The sequence below is a fragment of the Pseudomonas sp. TE3910 genome (assembly GCF_056279025.1).
On sequence record NZ_JBWBQN010000001.1, the window covers coordinates 4875852 to 4892424 of the forward strand.

At 59.5% G+C, this 16573-nt stretch carries 19 protein-coding genes; all 19 read left to right on the forward strand.

Translation table 11 applies throughout. From position 1 onward, the window contains the following. Positions 1 to 6: 6 nt before the first annotated feature. The 19 genes from fliJ (at position 7) to ACZ9H3_RS22400 (ending at position 16572) form a co-directional block, all read left to right on the forward strand. Positions 7 to 459 carry a flagellar export protein FliJ gene (gene fliJ, locus ACZ9H3_RS22310; RefSeq protein ID WP_099773923.1) on the forward strand — a complete coding sequence of 151 codons (453 nt, stop codon included), beginning with the start codon at positions 7 to 9 and terminating at the stop codon, positions 457 to 459. An 88-nt stretch (positions 460 to 547) separates the two neighbouring features. Continuing rightward, the gene (locus ACZ9H3_RS22315) at positions 548 to 850 is read left to right on the forward strand and encodes an STAS domain-containing protein (protein WP_099773924.1); all 303 of its coding nucleotides are present in this window, start codon (positions 548 to 550) and stop codon (positions 848 to 850) included. 8 nt (positions 851 to 858) lie between these two features. Further along, entirely contained in the window at positions 859 to 2562 is a 1704-nt protein-coding gene (locus ACZ9H3_RS22320) for an ATP-binding SpoIIE family protein phosphatase (protein WP_330523230.1), read from the forward strand. A gap of 25 nt (positions 2563 to 2587) precedes the next feature. Continuing rightward, positions 2588 to 2935, forward strand: a complete 348-nt coding sequence (locus ACZ9H3_RS22325) for an Hpt domain-containing protein (protein ID WP_099773926.1) — start codon at positions 2588 to 2590, stop codon at positions 2933 to 2935. Positions 2936 to 3032: 97 nt separating this feature from the next. Continuing rightward, positions 3033 to 4400, forward strand: coding sequence for a flagellar hook-length control protein FliK (locus tag ACZ9H3_RS22330; protein ID WP_476222585.1), 1368 nt, complete (start codon positions 3033 to 3035; stop codon positions 4398 to 4400). Positions 4401 to 4564: 164 nt separating this feature from the next. Then, the gene (gene fliL, locus ACZ9H3_RS22335; protein ID WP_065759995.1) at positions 4565 to 5062 is read left to right on the forward strand and encodes a flagellar basal body-associated protein FliL; all 498 of its coding nucleotides are present in this window, start codon (positions 4565 to 4567) and stop codon (positions 5060 to 5062) included. A 9-nt stretch (positions 5063 to 5071) separates the two neighbouring features. After that, entirely contained in the window at positions 5072 to 6040 is a 969-nt protein-coding gene (gene fliM, locus ACZ9H3_RS22340) for a flagellar motor switch protein FliM (protein WP_065759996.1), read from the forward strand. A 48-nt stretch (positions 6041 to 6088) separates the two neighbouring features. Next, positions 6089 to 6553, forward strand: a complete 465-nt coding sequence (fliN, locus tag ACZ9H3_RS22345; RefSeq protein ID WP_065759997.1) for a flagellar motor switch protein FliN — start codon at positions 6089 to 6091, stop codon at positions 6551 to 6553. Further along, positions 6554 to 7003, forward strand: coding sequence for a flagellar biosynthetic protein FliO (gene fliO, locus ACZ9H3_RS22350; protein WP_476222589.1), 450 nt, complete (start codon positions 6554 to 6556; stop codon positions 7001 to 7003). Beyond that, the gene (gene fliP, locus ACZ9H3_RS22355) at positions 7003 to 7755 is read left to right on the forward strand and encodes a flagellar type III secretion system pore protein FliP (RefSeq protein ID WP_476222591.1); all 753 of its coding nucleotides are present in this window, start codon (positions 7003 to 7005) and stop codon (positions 7753 to 7755) included. The genes fliO and fliP overlap by 1 nt, the downstream gene beginning before the upstream one ends. A gap of 11 nt (positions 7756 to 7766) precedes the next feature. Further along, entirely contained in the window at positions 7767 to 8036 is a 270-nt protein-coding gene (fliQ, locus tag ACZ9H3_RS22360; RefSeq protein ID WP_065760000.1) for a flagellar biosynthesis protein FliQ, read from the forward strand. 7 nt (positions 8037 to 8043) lie between these two features. After that, positions 8044 to 8820, forward strand: coding sequence for a flagellar biosynthetic protein FliR (fliR, locus tag ACZ9H3_RS22365; protein WP_065760001.1), 777 nt, complete (start codon positions 8044 to 8046; stop codon positions 8818 to 8820). Between the two features lie 2 nt (positions 8821 to 8822). Continuing rightward, positions 8823 to 9959, forward strand: a complete 1137-nt coding sequence (flhB, locus tag ACZ9H3_RS22370; protein ID WP_476222594.1) for a flagellar biosynthesis protein FlhB — start codon at positions 8823 to 8825, stop codon at positions 9957 to 9959. A 180-nt stretch (positions 9960 to 10139) separates the two neighbouring features. After that, entirely contained in the window at positions 10140 to 12269 is a 2130-nt protein-coding gene (gene flhA / locus ACZ9H3_RS22375; RefSeq protein ID WP_330523233.1) for a flagellar biosynthesis protein FlhA, read from the forward strand. A gap of 11 nt (positions 12270 to 12280) precedes the next feature. Continuing rightward, on the forward strand, positions 12281 to 13591 hold the full coding sequence (gene flhF / locus ACZ9H3_RS22380) for a flagellar biosynthesis protein FlhF (protein WP_065760004.1): 1311 nt from the start codon (positions 12281 to 12283) through the stop codon (positions 13589 to 13591). 120 nt (positions 13592 to 13711) lie between these two features. Continuing rightward, positions 13712 to 14545, forward strand: coding sequence for a flagellar synthesis regulator FleN (gene fleN / locus ACZ9H3_RS22385; RefSeq protein WP_065760005.1), 834 nt, complete (start codon positions 13712 to 13714; stop codon positions 14543 to 14545). Then, complete coding sequence (gene fliA, locus ACZ9H3_RS22390) at positions 14542 to 15282, forward strand: RNA polymerase sigma factor FliA (RefSeq protein WP_065760006.1); 741 nt, start codon at positions 14542 to 14544, stop codon at positions 15280 to 15282. Before fleN ends, fliA begins: the two co-directional genes overlap by 4 nt. Positions 15283 to 15388: 106 nt before the next feature. Beyond that, a complete protein-coding gene (locus ACZ9H3_RS22395; RefSeq protein WP_176717425.1) occupies positions 15389 to 15763 on the forward strand; it encodes a chemotaxis response regulator CheY in 375 nt (124 codons plus the stop codon). A 20-nt stretch (positions 15764 to 15783) separates the two neighbouring features. Continuing rightward, positions 15784 to 16572: a protein phosphatase CheZ gene (locus ACZ9H3_RS22400; RefSeq protein WP_065760008.1), complete on the forward strand. Its 789-nt coding sequence runs from the start codon at positions 15784 to 15786 to the stop codon at positions 16570 to 16572. Position 16573: the final 1 nt, after the last annotated feature.

Consider the following 16573-nt stretch of genomic DNA (forward strand, 5'->3'; position numbering starts at 1 on the left):
TAGATCATGGCCCAGCCCAGTCGAGCGGCGCGTCTTGCGCCCGTGGTGGAAATGGCCGAGAACAATGAGCGGCAAGCGGCTCAGCGACTCGGTCAGTTTCAGCAGCAGGTGAACATGGCACAGGCCAAGCTGGCCGAACTCGATCGTTTTCGCGAAGAGTATCAGCAGCAGTGGCTGCAGCGCGGCGGGCAGGGGGTCACGGGTAACTGGTTGATGGGTTACCAGCGTTTTCTTAGTCAGCTGGACACGGCCATGGCCCAGCAGCATCAGAGCCTCACCTGGCACAAAAGCAACCTGAACAACGCCCGCGCTACCTGGCAGCAGGCCTATGCGCGGGTTGAAGGGTTGCGCAAGCTGGTGCAGCGCTACATAGACGAAGCGCGGATGGTTGAGGACAAACGCGAGCAGAAATTGCTCGACGAATTGTCCCAGCGCCTGCCTCGACATGATCGTTACTGATCTTTGACCGCGGTTCGGGTTGCCGTTGTGGGGGGAGGCTGCTACACCTTCTTGTGTCTGCAATTGCCATCATCGAAGGAATCGCAAAATGGCTGTGGAATCCGAGCTCTCCCAGGACGGGAAATTGACCATTCGCGTTAAAGGTCGGTTTGACTTCGGCAGGCATAGGGAATTTCGAGAGGCATACGAGCACCTAAACTCCGCTCCGCGCACTGTCGTGGTCGACCTCAAGGAGGCGACCTATCTCGACAGTTCTGCGCTGGGGATGTTGTTGCTGCTGCGCGACCATGTGGGTGGGGACGAATCCCGGGTCAGCATGGTCAATACCAGTTCGGATGTGCGCAAGATCCTGGCGATTTCCAACTTTGACAAGCTGTTCGACATCAGTTGAGCGTTAGTATGCCAAGCCAGGATATCTTGACGGTGCTGATCGCCGAAGACAGTGCGACTGATCGGTTGCTGCTGGCCACTATTGTTCGCAAGCAAGGGCATCAGGTATTGATGGCCGAAGACGGCGAGCAGGCGGTGGCTGTGTTTGCTGCGCAGCGACCGCACCTGGTACTGCTCGACGCGTTGATGCCGGTCATGGATGGTTTTGAGGCGGCGCGCAGGATCAAGCTTCTGGCCGGCGAAACCTTGGTACCTATCATTTTCCTGACCTCGCTAAGTGAAGAACAGGCGCTGGTGCGTTGCCTGGAGGCGGGTGGGGATGACTTTCTGGCCAAGCCGTATAGCCAGGTGATTCTGGCGGCCAAGATCAAAGCCATGGAGCGCACGCGTCGTTTGCAGGCAACGGTGCTTGAGCAGCGAGACCAGCTTGCCCATCATCACCGTCACTTGCTCAATGAGCAGCGGGTAGCGAAGGCCGTATTCGATAAGGTGGCGCATGCCGGCTGCCTTGGCTCGCCGAACATCCGTTTCCTGCAATCCCCTTATGCGCTGTTCAATGGCGACTTGATGCTGGCTGCCTTTACGCCGTCTGGGGATATGCATGTGCTGCTGGGCGATTTCACGGGCCATGGCTTGCCTGCCGCCGTAGGCGCCATGCCCTTGGCGGAAGTGTTCTACGGCATGACGGCCAAGGGCTACGGCCTGGCGGAAACCTTGCGTGAGATGAATGCCAAGCTCAAGCGCATCTTGCCGGTGGACATGTTCTGCTGTGCCGTGCTGCTCAATATGAGTTTTCAGCGGCGTACGGTGGAGGTCTGGAACGGCGGGATGCCTGATGCCTACCTGCTGCGGGTCGGTGGCGGTGAGCCGTTGCCGCTGGTGTCGCATTTTCTGCCGCTGGGTGTTCTGCCGCCTGAGCAGTTCGATGAGCATACGCAGGTACTGCCCATGACGGTGGGTGATCGCCTGTTTCTACTCAGTGATGGGGTTGTTGATACCCGTGATGAGAATGAGCAGTTGTTCGGTGTCGAGCGCTTGCGTGAGGTGCTCATTGCCAATCGGGTGCCGGAGCAGTTGTTTGACGATATCCAGATGGCGTTGGCACGTTTTGGTGGGCATCCACGTGATGACGTCAGCATGATGGACCTGTGCATGGTCGAGCATCACGCGCTGTCGCTGCCGCCGCTGGCGTACACCGACAGCGGGCAGTCGAGCCCGTTGGACTGGTCGCTCAATCTCGAATTTCGTGCCGAAAGCCTCAAGCGCTTCAACCCGCTGCCTTTCCTGTTGCACCTGCTGCAGGAAATTCACGGTTTGCGCGCCCAGAGTAGCGAACTGCACAGTGTGCTCAGCGAGTTGTACTCCAATGCGCTGGAGCACGGCGTGCTGGCGCTTGATTCAAGGCTCAAGCGAGATGCCTGTGGGTTTACCGAGTACTACCGCGAGCGAAACAGACGTCTACAGGCCTTGCAGGAAGGCTGCATCCGGCTGCGTCTGCAGGTGGAGCCGGCCGCCTCGGGCGGGCGGCTGACCATCGAGGTCGAAGACAGCGGTGCGGGCTTCGATGTCGAGCGCGTCCTTGGCTGTTCGCAGGGCGGGCATGGGTTTTATGGCCGGGGCCTGAGCTTGATACGTGGTTTGAGCCAGCAAGCGCAATGGTTTGATGGCGGGCGTCGTGCGTGCGTAGTGTTCGCTTGGGTGTCTGAGGCATAATCAAGCTTGATCAAGGAGTGAGCAAGTGTCTGACAATCATATTGATCGCAAGGTACTGAGCGATTTGCAGGAAGTCATGGAAGATGGCTACTTGTACTTGCTCGAGACTTTTCTCTCGGACTCCGAGACGCGCCTCAGCCAGCTCCATGAGGCCAAGAACGCCGAGGAGTTGGGGATGGCTGCCCATAGCTTCAAAGGCAGTACCAGCAATATGGGGGCAGTGGCGCTGGCCGAGCTGTGCCGGCAGCTTGAAGAACGGGTCAAGCAGCGCCCGCTCTACGGCATCGAGGACCTCATCAATCGCATTGATCGTGAGTATGCCGCGGTTCGTCAGCTCTATTGCGCGGAGCGACAACGGGTTCAGATTGGGTGATGTGTGTGGCTGGCGTTGAGTGTTGCTACGTCCTGGCGTGACTTTTGCAGCGTCTTTTCCATTCCTGTATCAGACACGCTGCCGCGGAGACTCTTTCATGCCTGTCGCCACAAACCCATTGCTGCAATCGGGCTCCGTCGCCAATTCATCGCGCGCATCAGGTGCGTCATCGGACAAGTCGCAGCAGGCGCTTGGCGACAAGGCTTCAGGCTTCTCCCAAGTGCTTTCGCAATCCAAGGACAAGGTCGCGGGCGGGCCTTCCGTCGACAAGCCGTTCGCGCCAGCCAACACCGCCAGCAGTGGCAATTCCAAGGTGGACGGGCAGCAAAAAGTTGCCGGTAGCGGCAAAAGCTTGCCTGCCGATAACGCGAGTAAAAAAGAGCTTCAGGGCCAGGATGACGCACAGGTTGCCGACACGGCGCCGGCGCAAGATGCTGTAGCTACAGAGGATTCAGCCGATCAGGCCGACCCGCAGTTGCTTGATCCGAGCCTGGTTGCCGGCCAGGTCACCGATGCCCAGCCAGGGGCACAATTGATTCAGGCTCAGGCCGAGGCGGTGGCGCCTGTGGTGCAGGCTGCGCAGCTTCAGGCGCAGGTGCAGGCGCCCGCCAGCGATAGCGCTCCACAAGAGCCGCCTTTCGATCCGGATGTCGATCCGCTTGCCGATTTGCCAACGCTGCGCCTTGCGCTGGAGCAGAGTGCTCAGGCCCAGGGAACCACATCGGTGAATGCCGCGCCAACGGGCAAGTCTGCTCAGCCACAGCCAGAAGCGACGCCGGGGCAGTCTGCCGTCAATACACTGGCGGCCATCGTCGACAAGCCGGGTGCTGAGGCGGAGCAGGGCGAGCCGGGCGAGAAAGCCTTTGGCGCGCTGATGGATGATGGCCTGAAAGATCTCAAGGGGGCTGCCAGTGACACGCGTGTCGATAACTTTGCCGAGCGCTTGAGTGCCTTGACCCAGGCGGTAACCGCCAAGACCGCCAATGCCGTGCCGGTTCCGGCCGCGCCCCTTAATCAGCCGCTGGCGATGAACCAGAGCGGCTGGACTGAAGGGTTGGTCAACCGCGTCATGTACCTGTCCAGCCAGAACCTGAAGTCGGCCGATATTCAGCTTCAGCCTGCTGAACTGGGGCGCCTCGATATTCGCGTCAACCTGGCGGCGGACCAGCCAGCCCAGATCACCTTCGTCAGTGGTCATGTGGTGGTTCGTGATGCGCTGGAAGGGCAAGTTCATCGTCTGCGTGAGTTGTTTGCCCAGCAAGGCCTGGCGCAACCGGATGTCAACGTTTCCGATCAGTCGCGCGGCCAGCAGCAGGGTGCTCAAGAAGGCCCGCGCCTGAGCGGCGTTGCCGGGCGGCGCGGTGAGGCGGGGGATGGCGCAGAGCAGGCGGAGGCTGATGCTGGCGTCAAGGCTGTCGAGCGCCAGGTAGTGATCGGTTCCAGCGCGGTAGATTATTACGCATGATGTGAGCCGCGGCGCCTCGCGTAAAGCCCCTGCAGGCGCCGGCCCTCCAGGGGCGATCTTGCCAGCGCGCCATGGATTCCATCGCCTGTTCCGGGAAACTGGCATAACACTTGCTGAACCCTCGCCATCTGAGTGAAATCTCGTGTGAGTGACGGATTATTGGCATGGCGAAGAACGACGCAGTGAAAGACCCCGCCTCGAAAGGCAAACTCAAACTGATCCTGTTGTTGGTGCTGGCATTGCTCCTGGCGATTGGTCTGTCCGTGGGGGCAACCTGGTTCTTCCTGCACAAGGCCGACAGCAAGCCTGAGGCAAGCCCTGCGCAGGCGACCAACGTCAAGCCGGCAGCGATCTACGAACCCCTGTCTCCTGCATTCGTAGTCAACTTCAACCAGAACGGTCGTCAGCGTTTCATGCAGGTGAGCATCACCATGCAGGGCCGTGACCAGGCTGCGCTGGATGCACTGAAAGTGCACATGCCGGTGATCCGCAACAACCTGGTCATGCTGTTCTCGGGCCAGGGCTTCGATACCCTGGCAACCCCGGTCGGTCAGGAAATGTTGCGCCAGAAGGCCACTGCCAGTGTTCAGGAAGTGGCGCAGAAGGAAGTTGGCAAACTGGTTGTTGACCAGTTGCTGTTCACCAATTTCGTATTGCAGTAGGAGCCCAAGATGGCCGTGCAGGACCTGCTGTCCCAGGATGAAATCGATGCCCTGTTACACGGTGTCGACGATGGTCTGGTGCAAACCGAAAGCGCCGCTGAGCCCGGTAGCGTCAAAAGTTATGACCTGACCAGCCAGGATCGGATCGTCCGCGGACGCATGCCGACCCTGGAAATGATCAACGAGCGTTTCGCCCGTTATACCCGTATCAGCATGTTCAACCTGTTGCGTCGCTCTGCCGACGTGGCGGTAGGCGGGGTTCAGGTGATGAAGTTCGGTGAGTACGTGCATTCGTTGTACGTGCCGACCAGCTTGAACCTGGTGAAGATCAAGCCGTTGCGCGGCACGTCACTGTTCATTCTTGATGCCAAGCTGGTATTCAAGCTGGTGGACAATTTCTTTGGTGGTGACGGCCGTCACGCCAAGATCGAAGGCCGTGAGTTCACCCCGACCGAGCTGCGCGTGGTGCGCATGGTGCTGGACCAGGCCTTCGTCGACCTCAAGGAAGCCTGGCAGGCGATCATGCCGGTCAACTTCGAGTACATCAACTCGGAGGTCAACCCGGCCATGGCCAACATTGTCGGTCCGAGTGAGGCGGTGGTGGTCTCGACCTTCCACATTGAACTCGATGGCGGCGGTGGCGACCTGCATGTGACCATGCCGTACTCGATGATCGAGCCGGTTCGCGAGATGCTGGATGCCGGCTTCCAGTCTGACCTGGATGACCAGGATGAGCGTTGGGTCAAGGCCCTGCGCGAAGACGTACTGGACGTCAGCGTGCCGTTGAGCGCGACGGTAGCCCGGCGTCAGTTGCGCTTGCGCGACATCCTGCACATGCAGCCCGGTGACGTGATCCCTATCGAATTACCCGAAGAGCTGATTCTGCGGGCTAACGGCGTGCCGTCGTTCAAGGCCAAGCTGGGCTCGCACAAGGGCACCCTGGCCCTGCAGATAACCGATCCGATCGAGCGTCGCTAAGCGGCGCTGCTGGTTTACCCCCCGAATTGATTGCCCGTCGAGGACAAAATGGCTGACGAAAACGATATCACCTCCATGGAAGATCAGGCGCTGGCCGATGAGTGGGCCGCTGCCTTGAGTGAAACTGGCGAGGGCGGTCAGGCCGACATCGATGCCCTGATGTCCGGCGGTAGCACTACGCCTGCTTCGGGCCGCCTGCCGATGGAGGAATTTCCTTCCTCGCCACGCAGCAATGAACAGGTCAGCCTTGAAGGCCCGAACCTGGATGTGATCCTGGATATTCCGGTGAGCATCTCCATGGAAGTCGGCAGTACTGAAATCAACATCCGTAACCTGCTGCAACTCAACCAGGGTTCGGTGATCGAGCTTGATCGCCTGGCCGGAGAGCCGCTGGATGTGCTGGTTAACGGTACGCTGATTGCGCACGGTGAAGTGGTTGTGGTCAACGAGAAGTTCGGTATTCGTCTGACTGACGTGATCAGCCCGAGCGAACGTATCAAGAAGCTGCGCTAAGTGAAAAACACTCTGCTCAAGGGCCTGGCCGCGGCCGGCCTGTTCTGCGTCGACGTGGCCTTCGCGGCGCAGCCGGCGGCGACGGCGTCCGCGCCGGCTGCGCCGGGAAGTGTCGGTGGGCAGTTGGCGCAGTTGGTGCTGGGCTTGCTGTTGGTGGTGGGGTTGATCTTCTTTCTGGCCTGGCTGCTGCGCAGGGTGCAGCAGGCTGCGCCGCGAGGCGATCAGGTCATTGAGATCATCGGTACGCGGGCCTTGGGGCCGCGCGACCGCCTGCTGCTGGTCAAGGTAGGCAATGAGCAGATTTTGCTGGGGCACTCGCCTGGCACGATCGAAGCGTTGCATGTGTTGCGTGAGCCGGTCGAAGTGCCGTCGGGTGCGCGACAGGCTACACCGGAATTCGCTCAGCGCCTGATGGAGTTGCTGGGCAAGGATCAGAAGGACAAGACGTAATGGGCGCATTGCGCATGATGTTGACGCTGCTGCTGATGCTGGCGGCGCCGTTGGCCTTGGCTGCCGATCCGCTGTCGATCCCGGCCATTACCTTGTCCAATGGGGCGAATGGTCAGCAGGAATACTCCGTCAGCCTGCAGATCCTGTTGATCATGACGGCGCTGAGTTTCATCCCGGCGTTCGTCATCCTGATGACCAGTTTTACCCGGATCATCATCGTCTTCTCGATTTTGCGCCAGGCCCTGGGCTTGCAGCAGACTCCGTCGAACCAGATCCTCACCGGCATGGCGCTGTTCCTGACCATGTTCATCATGGCCCCGGTGTTCGACCGGGTGAATCGCGATGCGCTACAGCCTTACCTGAACGAGACGCTTACCGCGCAAGATGCGATTGCCAAGGCCCAAGTGCCGCTGAAGGATTTCATGCTGGCGCAAACCCGGCAGAGCGACCTTGATCTGTTCATGCGGCTGTCCAAGCGTACCGACATCGCAACGCCCGACCAGGCGCCGTTGACGATCCTGGTGCCCGCCTTTGTGACATCGGAACTGAAGACGGCGTTTCAAATCGGCTTCATGATCTTTATTCCGTTTCTGATCATCGACCTGGTGGTCGCCAGCGTACTGATGGCCATGGGTATGATGATGCTCTCGCCGTTGATCATCTCGTTGCCGTTCAAGATCATGCTCTTCGTGCTGGTGGACGGCTGGGCGCTTATCATTGGTACCCTGGCCGGCAGTTTCGGCGGCGTCTAGGAGAATCGCGCATGACCCCGGAAGTCGCTGTCGACCTGTTTCGCGATGCGCTGTGGCTGACCACGATGATGGTGGCGGTGCTGGTAGTGCCGAGCCTGCTGGTCGGTCTGGTGGTCGCGATGTTTCAGGCGGCCACCCAGATCAACGAACAGACCCTGAGCTTCTTGCCGCGGCTGTTGGTGATGCTGGTGACCCTGATCGTGGTGGGGCCGTGGTTGGTTCGCACGTTCATGGAGTACATCCTGTCGCTGTACGGCAGTATTCCGCAGCTGATCGGTTGAGTACGGCATGCTCGAGTTGACCGATGCGCAGATCAGCACGTGGGTGGCGTCGTTCATCCTGCCGCTGTTTCGTGTCGCTGCCGTACTGATGACCATGCCGATATTCGGTACCACCTTGTTGCCAGCCCGCATCCGGCTGTATTTCGCGGTGGCTATTACGGTGGTCATCGTGCCTGGCTTGCCGCCTCTGCCTGAGGTCAATCCCTTGAGCCTCAGTGGGCTGCTGCTGATTGCCGAACAGGTGATCATCGGTGCCCTGTTCGGTATGGCGCTGCAGCTGTTCTTCCAGGCCTTCGTGATTGCCGGGCAGATTGTTGCGATTCAGATGGGGATGGCGTTTGCCTCGATGGTCGATCCGGCCAACGGCGTCAATGTCGCGGTGGTCAGTCAGTTCCTGACGATGCTGGTGACCCTGTTGTTTCTATCGATGAATGGCCATCTGGTGGTTTTCGAGGTGCTCACCGAGAGTTTCACCACCTTGCCGATTGGCAGCGGTCTGCTGGTCAATCATTTCTGGGACATGGCCGGGCGCCTGGGCTGGGTATTGGGCGCAGCACTGCTGCTGGTACTGCCGGCGATTACCGCACTGCTGGTGGTCAACATTGCCTTTGGCGTGATGACCCGCGCCGCGCCGCAGTTGAACATTTTTTCCATCGGTTTTCCCTTGACCCTGGTATTGGGGCTCGGGATTTTCTGGGTCGGTCTGGCCGACATTCTGTCCCATTACCAGTCATTGGCCTCCGAGGCGCTGCAATGGCTGCGTGAACTGGCGAGGGCGCGCTGAGCATGGCTGAGAGCGAGAGCGGTCAGGACAAGACAGAAGACCCCACCGACAAGCGCAAGAAGGACGCTCGTGAAAAGGGCGAGATTGCGCGCTCCAAAGAGCTCAATACGGTTGCCGTGACCTTGGCGGGCGCGGGCGGGTTGCTGGTCTTCGGCGGTGCGTTGGCGGAAACGCTGATGGAGCTGATGCGGATCAATTTCACCTTGTCCCGCGAGGTGCTCATCGACGAGCGCTCCATGGGGATCTTTCTGTTGGCCTCGGGCAAGATGGCCATACTCGCCACTCAGCCGGTGTTGCTGGTGCTGCTGCTGGCAGCGATCATCGGGCCTATTTCCCTGGGCGGCTTTTTGTTTGCCGGCAGTAGCCTGGCGCCGAAGTTCAGCCGAATGAACCCGATGTCCGGGATCAAGCGGATGTTCTCCATGCATGCGCTGACCGAGTTGCTCAAGGCGCTGGCCAAGTTCTTTGTGATCTTGCTGGTGGCCTTGGTGGTGCTGTCTTCAGATCGCGACGACCTGATTGCCATCGCGCACGAGCCGCTTGATCAGGCAGTCATCCATAGCGTTCAGGTGGTGGGCTGGAGTGCCTTGTGGATGGCGGCGGGTTTGCTGCTGATCGCCGCCGTGGACGCGCCTTTGCAGCTTTGGCAGGCACACAAGAAGCTGTTGATGACCAAGCAGGAAGTGCGTGACGAGTACAAGGACAGTGAAGGTCGCCCCGAGGTCAAGCAGCGCATTCGACAGACCCAGCGCGAGATGTCGCAGCGCCGGATGATGGCGGCGATTCCCGAAGCCGATGTGGTCATCACCAACCCGACGCACTATGCCGTGGCACTCAAGTACGACCCTGAGAAGGGCGGTGCGCCATTGCTGCTGGCCAAGGGCACTGACTTCATTGCGCTGAAGATTCGTGAAATCGCGGGTGAGCACAAGATCCAGATCCTTGAGTCGGCGGCGTTGGCGCGCTCGATCTACTACTCCACCGAGCTTGAGGAAGAAATCCCGGCGGGCCTGTACCTGGCGGTGGCTCAGGTGTTGGCCTATGTCTTCCAGGTCCGCCAGTACCGTGCGGGCAAAGGCAAGGCGCCGGAACCCCTCAAGGACGTACCGATTCCGCCGGATTTGCGTCGGGACTCCTGATCCTCCTCGGGTGCGATGGCATCCTGTGGCGAGCAGGCTTGCCTGCGATGACTGCAGCGCATACGTTCTGGCCCCTCTGAAAGCCGCTTGTTGCGCGACAGACGCAAAGTTGGAAGGCTTCTTGCAGAGGCAGCGCCACGCGCCTTCGTGGCGTCAAAAGTTTGCTTGAGAGGAATACCGGTGGATCGCACTCAGTTAATCAACAGCGCCCGTAGCAACCTGGTCGGCCTTGGCCGAGGAAACCTGGGTGTGCCGCTGTTGCTGCTGGTGTTGCTGGCAATGATGATGTTGCCGATCCCGCCGTTCCTGCTCGACGTGTTCTTCACGTTCAACATTGCCCTGTCGATTGTGGTCCTGCTGGTGTGTGTCTACGCGCTGCGCCCACTGGATTTTGCTGTTTTCCCGACCATTCTGCTGGTGGCGACGCTGCTGCGACTGGCGTTGAACGTAGCGTCGACGCGGGTGGTCATGCTCCATGGTCATGATGGTCACGCTGCGGCCGGTAAGGTGATTCAGGCCTTTGGTGAGGTGGTGATCGGCGGTAACTACGTGGTCGGTATCGTGGTCTTCGCCATCCTGATGATCATCAACTTCGTCGTGGTTACCAAGGGTGCAGGGCGTATCTCCGAAGTGAGCGCGCGGTTTACCCTCGATGCGATGCCGGGCAAGCAAATGGCAATCGATGCCGACCTCAACGCCGGCCTGATCGATCAGGCCCAGGCCAAGGCGCGCCGCTCCGAGGTGGCTCAGGAGGCTGAGTTCTATGGTTCCATGGACGGTGCCAGCAAGTTTGTGCGCGGTGACGCCATCGCCGGCCTGCTGATTCTGTTCATCAACCTGATCGGCGGTATGGCCGTCGGTATGTTCCAGCACAACATGACCTTCGCCGATGCGGGCAAGGTGTACGCCTTGTTGACCATTGGTGACGGTTTGGTGGCGCAGTTGCCATCGCTGCTGTTGTCCACCGCCGCGGCGATCATGGTGACGCGTGCCTCGGGTTCCGAGGACATGGGCAAGCAGATCAACCGGCAGATGTTCGAGTCGCCGAAGGCCTTGGCGGTTTCGGCCGGGATCATGCTGGTCATGGGCCTGGTGCCGGGCATGCCGCACATTGCCTTTATCGGCTTGGCGGCGCTGGCCGGTGGTGCCGCCTACATGGTGTGGCGCAAGCAGAATCAGGCCAAGCTCAAGGCGCAGGAAATGGCCCAGATGCAGCAAGACCTGCTGCCGTCTCCACAGCGAGCCATGGAAACCAAAGAGCTGGGTTGGGATGACGTCACGCCGATTGACATGATCGGCCTGGAGGTGGGCTATCGCCTGATTCCATTGGTCGACCGCAATCAGGGTGGGCAACTGTTGGCGCGGATCAAGGGCGTGCGCAAAAAGCTCTCCCAGGACCTCGGTTTCCTGATGCCGACGGTGCACATCCGCGACAACCTCGACCTTGCGCCAAGTGTCTACCGCCTGACGCTCATGGGGGTCATCCTGGCTGAGGCGGAAATCTATCCTGACCGGGAGCTGGCGATTAACCCGGGGCAGGTCTTTGGTACGCTCAATGGCATTGCCGCCAAGGACCCGGCCTTCGGCCTGGAGGCCGTGTGGATCGACGTGGGTCAGCGCAGCCAGGCCCAGTCGCTGGGTTACACCGTGGTCGATGCCAGCACCGTGGTTGCTACGCACTTGAACCAGATCCTGCACAAGCATTGCCATGAGCTGATCGGTCACGAAGAGGTTCAGCAGTTGCTGCAGGTATTGGCCAAGGGCTCGCCGAAACTGGCCGAGGAGTTGGTACCGGGCATCATGTCGCTGTCGGGGTTGCTCAAGGTGTTGCAGGCGCTGTTGTCCGAGCAGGTGCCCGTACGCGATATCCGCAGTATTGCCGAAGCCATCGCGAACAACGCCGGGAAGAGTCAAGATACCGCCGCTTTGGTGGCTGCGGTGCGCGTCGGATTGTGTCGCGCCATCGTGCAAAGCATTGTCGGCACTGAGTCTGAGCTGCCAGTCATCACGCTTGAGCCAAGGTTGGAACAGATTTTGCTCAATAGTTTACAAAGGGCCGGGCAAGGTCAAGAAGAGGGCGTTCTTCTTGAGCCAAGCATGGCTGAAAAGCTTCAGCGTTCGTTAATCGAGGCTGCCCAGCGTCAAGAAATGCAAGGGCAACCAGCGATCTTGTTGGTCGCAGGGCCGATACGGGCAATGTTGTCGCGTTTTGGTCGCCTGGCAGTACCGAATTTGCATGTTTTGGCGTATCAGGAAATACCTGACAACAAGCAAGTCACCATCGTTGCCACAGTAGGCCCCAACGGCTGAGGTAGTGGGTTATGCAAGTTAAGCGTTTTTTCGCAGCCGATATGCGTCAGGCCATGAAGTTGGTTCGTGATGAACTGGGGGCTGAGGCCGCCATCATCGGCAACCGACGGATTGCTGGCGGTGTCGAGCTGACGGCTGCGCTGGACTACAAGTTGTCTGCCTTGTCGCCACGTGTTCCCAATGTCGAGCTTGAGGACGAACTGCGCAAGACTCAGTCGCGCATCGTCACTGCCCAAGCCGAATTGAGCAGCCGCGTCGAGGGTGACGAGACGGCGAATCGCCAGTTGTTCGCCGGCCTGCCACTGACTGCATCGGAGCCGCTGATCGAGCCGCATGTCGATGAGCCGGAGCGCCCTCGGGTCGCGCCAGCGCCTGCGGTAGATCAGCGCCTGTTTGACTCGATGCGTAACGAGCTGTCTGGTTTGCGTGAATTGCTGGAAGTGCAGCTGGGGTCGCTGGCGTGGACTCAACTGCAAGGCAGCAAACCGCAGCAAGCGAGCCTCTGGCGCCGCCTGCAGCGTATTGGCTTGTCGGGACCGCTGTCGCGCGAGCTGCTTGACCTGACCGCCGAAATTGAAGAGCCACGCCATGCCTGGCGGATGTTGCTGGCCCACCTGGCGCGGATGATCAGCGTGCCGGAAGTCGATCCGATCGAAGAGGGTGGGGTGATCGCCATGGTCGGCCCGGCGGGTATGGGCAAGACCACTACGCTGGCGAAGTTGGCAGCCCGCTACGTGCTCAAGTACGGCGCGCAGAACCTGGCTCTGGTGAGCATGGACAGTTTCCGCATCGGTGCCCAGGAACAACTGAAGACGCTCGGGCGTATCCTCAATGTTTCGGTCACCCATGTCGATCCGGGGCAGTCCTTGGGGCAGGCGTTGGAGCCCTTGCTGCGCAAGCGCGTGGTACTGATCGATACCGCAGGTTTGCAGGCCAGTGATCCGGCCCTGCGCATGCAGTTGGAGACGCTGGCCGGTCGCGGTATCCAGGCAAAGAACTACCTGGTGTTGGCGACGACCAGCCAGAAACAGGTGCTGACGGCGGCCTACCACAGCTACAAACGCTGCGGGCTGGCCGGTTGCATCCTGACTAAACTTGATGAAACCGCCAGCCTCGGTGAGGTGTTGAGCCTGGCGATCAGTCATGAATTGCCGGTGGCCTATCTGACCGATGGGCCGCGCATTCCGGATGACTTGCACTTGCCGCGCCGCCACCAGTTGGTCAGCCGCGCGGTTAGTGTGCAAATGCAGGACGAGCCCAGCGAGGAGGCCATGGCCGATATGTTCGCTGATCTCTATCACGGCCCTAAGCGTGTTGGCTGAGGTGTCGGTGAAGACGTTGCAAAGTATCTACATCAATGGTCTGCCAGGCATTTTTCAGGTGTTTGAAAGTGCAGCCAGTCATGTGGCCTCGGTCTAAGCAAGACAAGGTAAAGAACAAACATGGGTAGCATGCATCCCGTACAGGTGATCGCCGTGACCGGCGGCAAAGGTGGCGTTGGCAAGACTAACGTGTCAGTGAACTTGTCACTGGCGTTGGCCGAGCTCGGCCGTCGCGTCATGCTGTTGGACGCCGACCTGGGCCTGGCTAACGTCGACGTGTTGCTGGGCCTCACGCCCAAGCGAACCCTGGCCGACGTTATCGAAGGGCACTGCGAGCTGCGCGACGTGCTGCTGCAGGGGCCGGGTGGTGTGCGCATCGTGCCAGCCGCTTCGGGTACGCAAAGCATGGTTCACCTGGCGCCCGCTCAGCATGCCGGCCTGATTCAGGCGTTCAGCGATATCGGCGACAACCTCGATGTGCTGGTGATCGACACCGCTGCGGGTATTGGTGACTCGGTGGTCAGCTTCGTTCGAGCGGCCCAGGAAGTGTTGCTGGTGGTCTGTGACGAGCCCACCTCGATTACCGACGCCTATGCGTTGATCAAGCTGCTTAACCGTGATTACGGCATGAACCGCTTCCGCGTGCTGGCGAACATGGCGCAAAGCCCTCAGGAAGGGCGCAATCTGTTCGCTAAGTTGACCAAGGTCACGGATCGCTTCCTCGATGTCGCCCTACAATACGTCGGTGCAGTGCCGTATGACGAGTGCGTGCGTAAAGCCGTGCAGAAGCAGCGAGCGGTCTATGAAGCCTTTCCGCGTTCCAAGTGCGCGTTGGCGTTCAAGGCCATCGCACAGAAGGTCGATAGCTGGCCGCTGCCAGCCAACCCACGCGGCCATCTGGAGTTTTTCGTCGAGCGTCTGGTGCAGCCGACCAGTGTGGGGCCTGCTCTATGAGTGCCAGCGGTTTCCGGATGTACAGCAAGGCTTCGCGTGACGCGCAGTATGAGTTGGTCGAACGCTACGCGCCGCTGGTCAAGCGCATCGCTTACCACCTGTTGGCGCGTTTGCCCGCCAGTGTTCAGGTTGAAGACCTGATTCAGGCCGGCATGATCGGTTTGCTTGAGGTGGCGAACAAGTATGACTCAAGCAAAGGTGCCAGTTTTGAGACCTATGCCGGTATTCGCATCCGCGGTGCGATGCTGGATGAGGTGCGCAAGGGGGATTGGGCGCCGCGTTCGGTTCATCGTAATACCCGCATGGTCAGTGATGCAATTCGCGCTGTTGAAGCAAAAACAGGTCGTGACGCTAAAGATCATGAAGTTGCTGCCGAACTTCAATTGAGTCTCGATGATTATTACGGGATTTTGAATGACACCTTGGGCAGTCGCCTGTTCAGCTTCGACGACCTGTTGCAGGACGGCGAGCATGAAGGGCTGCACGAGGACGGCGCCAGCGCCCAGGTCGAGCCTTCGCGCGATCTGGAAGACGAGCGCTTTCAGGCAGCGTTGGCAGATGCGATTGCCAACTTGCCTGAGCGTGAGCGGCTGGTGCTGGCGTTGTATTACGACGAAGAGCTGAACCTCAAGGAAATCGGCGAGGTGCTTGGGGTCAGTGAGTCGCGGGTCAGCCAGTTGCACAGCCAGTGTGCTGCACGCTTGCGTGGGCGGCTGGGAGAATGGCGCGCGCGTTGATTGCTGGGTTTCATGCAGTCGTGAAAATGTTGTGCCGGATTTGATTGAGTGCGCGTTCAGCGCTGAGCGCGTTAAAGACTGCTTGGAGGTCTAATTGGACAAGAACATGAAAATCCTCATCGTTGACGATTTTTCGACGATGCGGCGGATCATCAAGAACCTGTTGCGTGACCTGGGCTTCACCAATACCCAGGAAGCGGACGACGGCGTCACTGCACTGCCAATGCTGCACAGCGGTAACTTTGATTTTCTGGTAACGGACTGGAACATGCCTGGCATGTCCGGCATCGACCTGCTGCGTACGGTGCGCGCTGACGAACGCCTGAAGCACCTGCCGGTGCTGATGGTAACGGCAGAGGCCAAGCGTGATCAGATCATTGAGGCGGCTCAGGCTGGCGTTAATGGTTACGTGGTAAAACCATTCACGGCTCAGGTGTTGAAAGAAAAGATCGAGAAGATCTTCGAGCGCGTCAATAGCTGAGGTACGCCACGGGGGCGCTTATGGAGCATAAACAATCGTCGTTGGGCGACTTCGAGTCGACACTGAAGAAACATGCCAACGAGCTTGTCGATAGCCTTGAACGAGGTAAATTCGGCGACGCGGTACAACTGATCCATCAGCTGAACCAGACCCGTGATCGTGGCCTGTATCAGGAAGTCGGCAAGCTCACCCGCGAGTTGCATAGTGCGATCGTCAGTTTTCATATTGACCCGCAGATGCCGCAGGCTGAGGAAGTGTCGCAGATCACCGATGCCACCGAGCGCTTGTCCTATGTGGTCAAGCTCACCGAGGGCGCGGCTAACCGGACCATGGACCTGGTCGAGCAAAGTACACCGGTGCTTCAAGAATTGAGTGCCGAGGCAAGTACCTTGAGTGCCGACTGGCAGCGTTTCATGCGTCGAGAAGTGGCTGCGCCGGAGTTTCGCGAGCTGGCGCGTCGCGTTGACAGTTTTCTGACGCGCAGCGAGGCCGGCACCCGTGAAGTGGCAGGCCACCTCAATGACATTCTGTTGGCTCAGGACTACCAAGACCTGACCGGCCAGGTGATCAAGCGCGTCACGCAACTGGTTACCGAAGTAGAAAGCAATCTGCTCAAGCTCGTATTGATGGCCAGTCAGGTCGACCGCTTTGCCGGTATTGAACATGACCACCAGCAGCTACGTGCTGAAAAAGATCAAGAAAAACATCCGACTCGGGGTGAAGGTCCGCAGATTCATGCCGATAAGCGTGAAGACGTCGTGTCCGGTCAGGACGATGTCGACGATCTGTTGTCCAGCCTGGGTTTTTAGG

Coding starts and splice junctions, on each gene's coding strand:
- fliJ (WP_099773923.1), top strand. CDS start 7: ATGGCCCAGCCCAGTCGAGCGGCGCGTCTTGCGCCCGTGGTGGAAATG.
- ACZ9H3_RS22315 (WP_099773924.1), top strand. CDS start 548: ATGGCTGTGGAATCCGAGCTCTCCCAGGACGGGAAATTGACCATTCGC.
- ACZ9H3_RS22320 (WP_330523230.1), top strand. CDS start 859: ATGCCAAGCCAGGATATCTTGACGGTGCTGATCGCCGAAGACAGTGCG.
- ACZ9H3_RS22330 (WP_476222585.1), top strand. CDS start 3,033: ATGCCTGTCGCCACAAACCCATTGCTGCAATCGGGCTCCGTCGCCAAT.
- fliL (WP_065759995.1), top strand. CDS start 4,565: ATGGCGAAGAACGACGCAGTGAAAGACCCCGCCTCGAAAGGCAAACTC.
- fliM (WP_065759996.1), top strand. CDS start 5,072: ATGGCCGTGCAGGACCTGCTGTCCCAGGATGAAATCGATGCCCTGTTA.
- fliN (WP_065759997.1), top strand. CDS start 6,089: ATGGCTGACGAAAACGATATCACCTCCATGGAAGATCAGGCGCTGGCC.
- fliP (WP_476222591.1), top strand. CDS start 7,003: ATGGGCGCATTGCGCATGATGTTGACGCTGCTGCTGATGCTGGCGGCG.
- fliQ (WP_065760000.1), top strand. CDS start 7,767: ATGACCCCGGAAGTCGCTGTCGACCTGTTTCGCGATGCGCTGTGGCTG.
- fliR (WP_065760001.1), top strand. CDS start 8,044: ATGCTCGAGTTGACCGATGCGCAGATCAGCACGTGGGTGGCGTCGTTC.
- flhB (WP_476222594.1), top strand. CDS start 8,823: ATGGCTGAGAGCGAGAGCGGTCAGGACAAGACAGAAGACCCCACCGAC.
- flhF (WP_065760004.1), top strand. CDS start 12,281: ATGCAAGTTAAGCGTTTTTTCGCAGCCGATATGCGTCAGGCCATGAAG.
- fleN (WP_065760005.1), top strand. CDS start 13,712: ATGGGTAGCATGCATCCCGTACAGGTGATCGCCGTGACCGGCGGCAAA.
- fliA (WP_065760006.1), top strand. CDS start 14,542: ATGAGTGCCAGCGGTTTCCGGATGTACAGCAAGGCTTCGCGTGACGCG.
- ACZ9H3_RS22395 (WP_176717425.1), top strand. CDS start 15,389: ATGAAAATCCTCATCGTTGACGATTTTTCGACGATGCGGCGGATCATC.
- ACZ9H3_RS22400 (WP_065760008.1), top strand. CDS start 15,784: ATGGAGCATAAACAATCGTCGTTGGGCGACTTCGAGTCGACACTGAAG.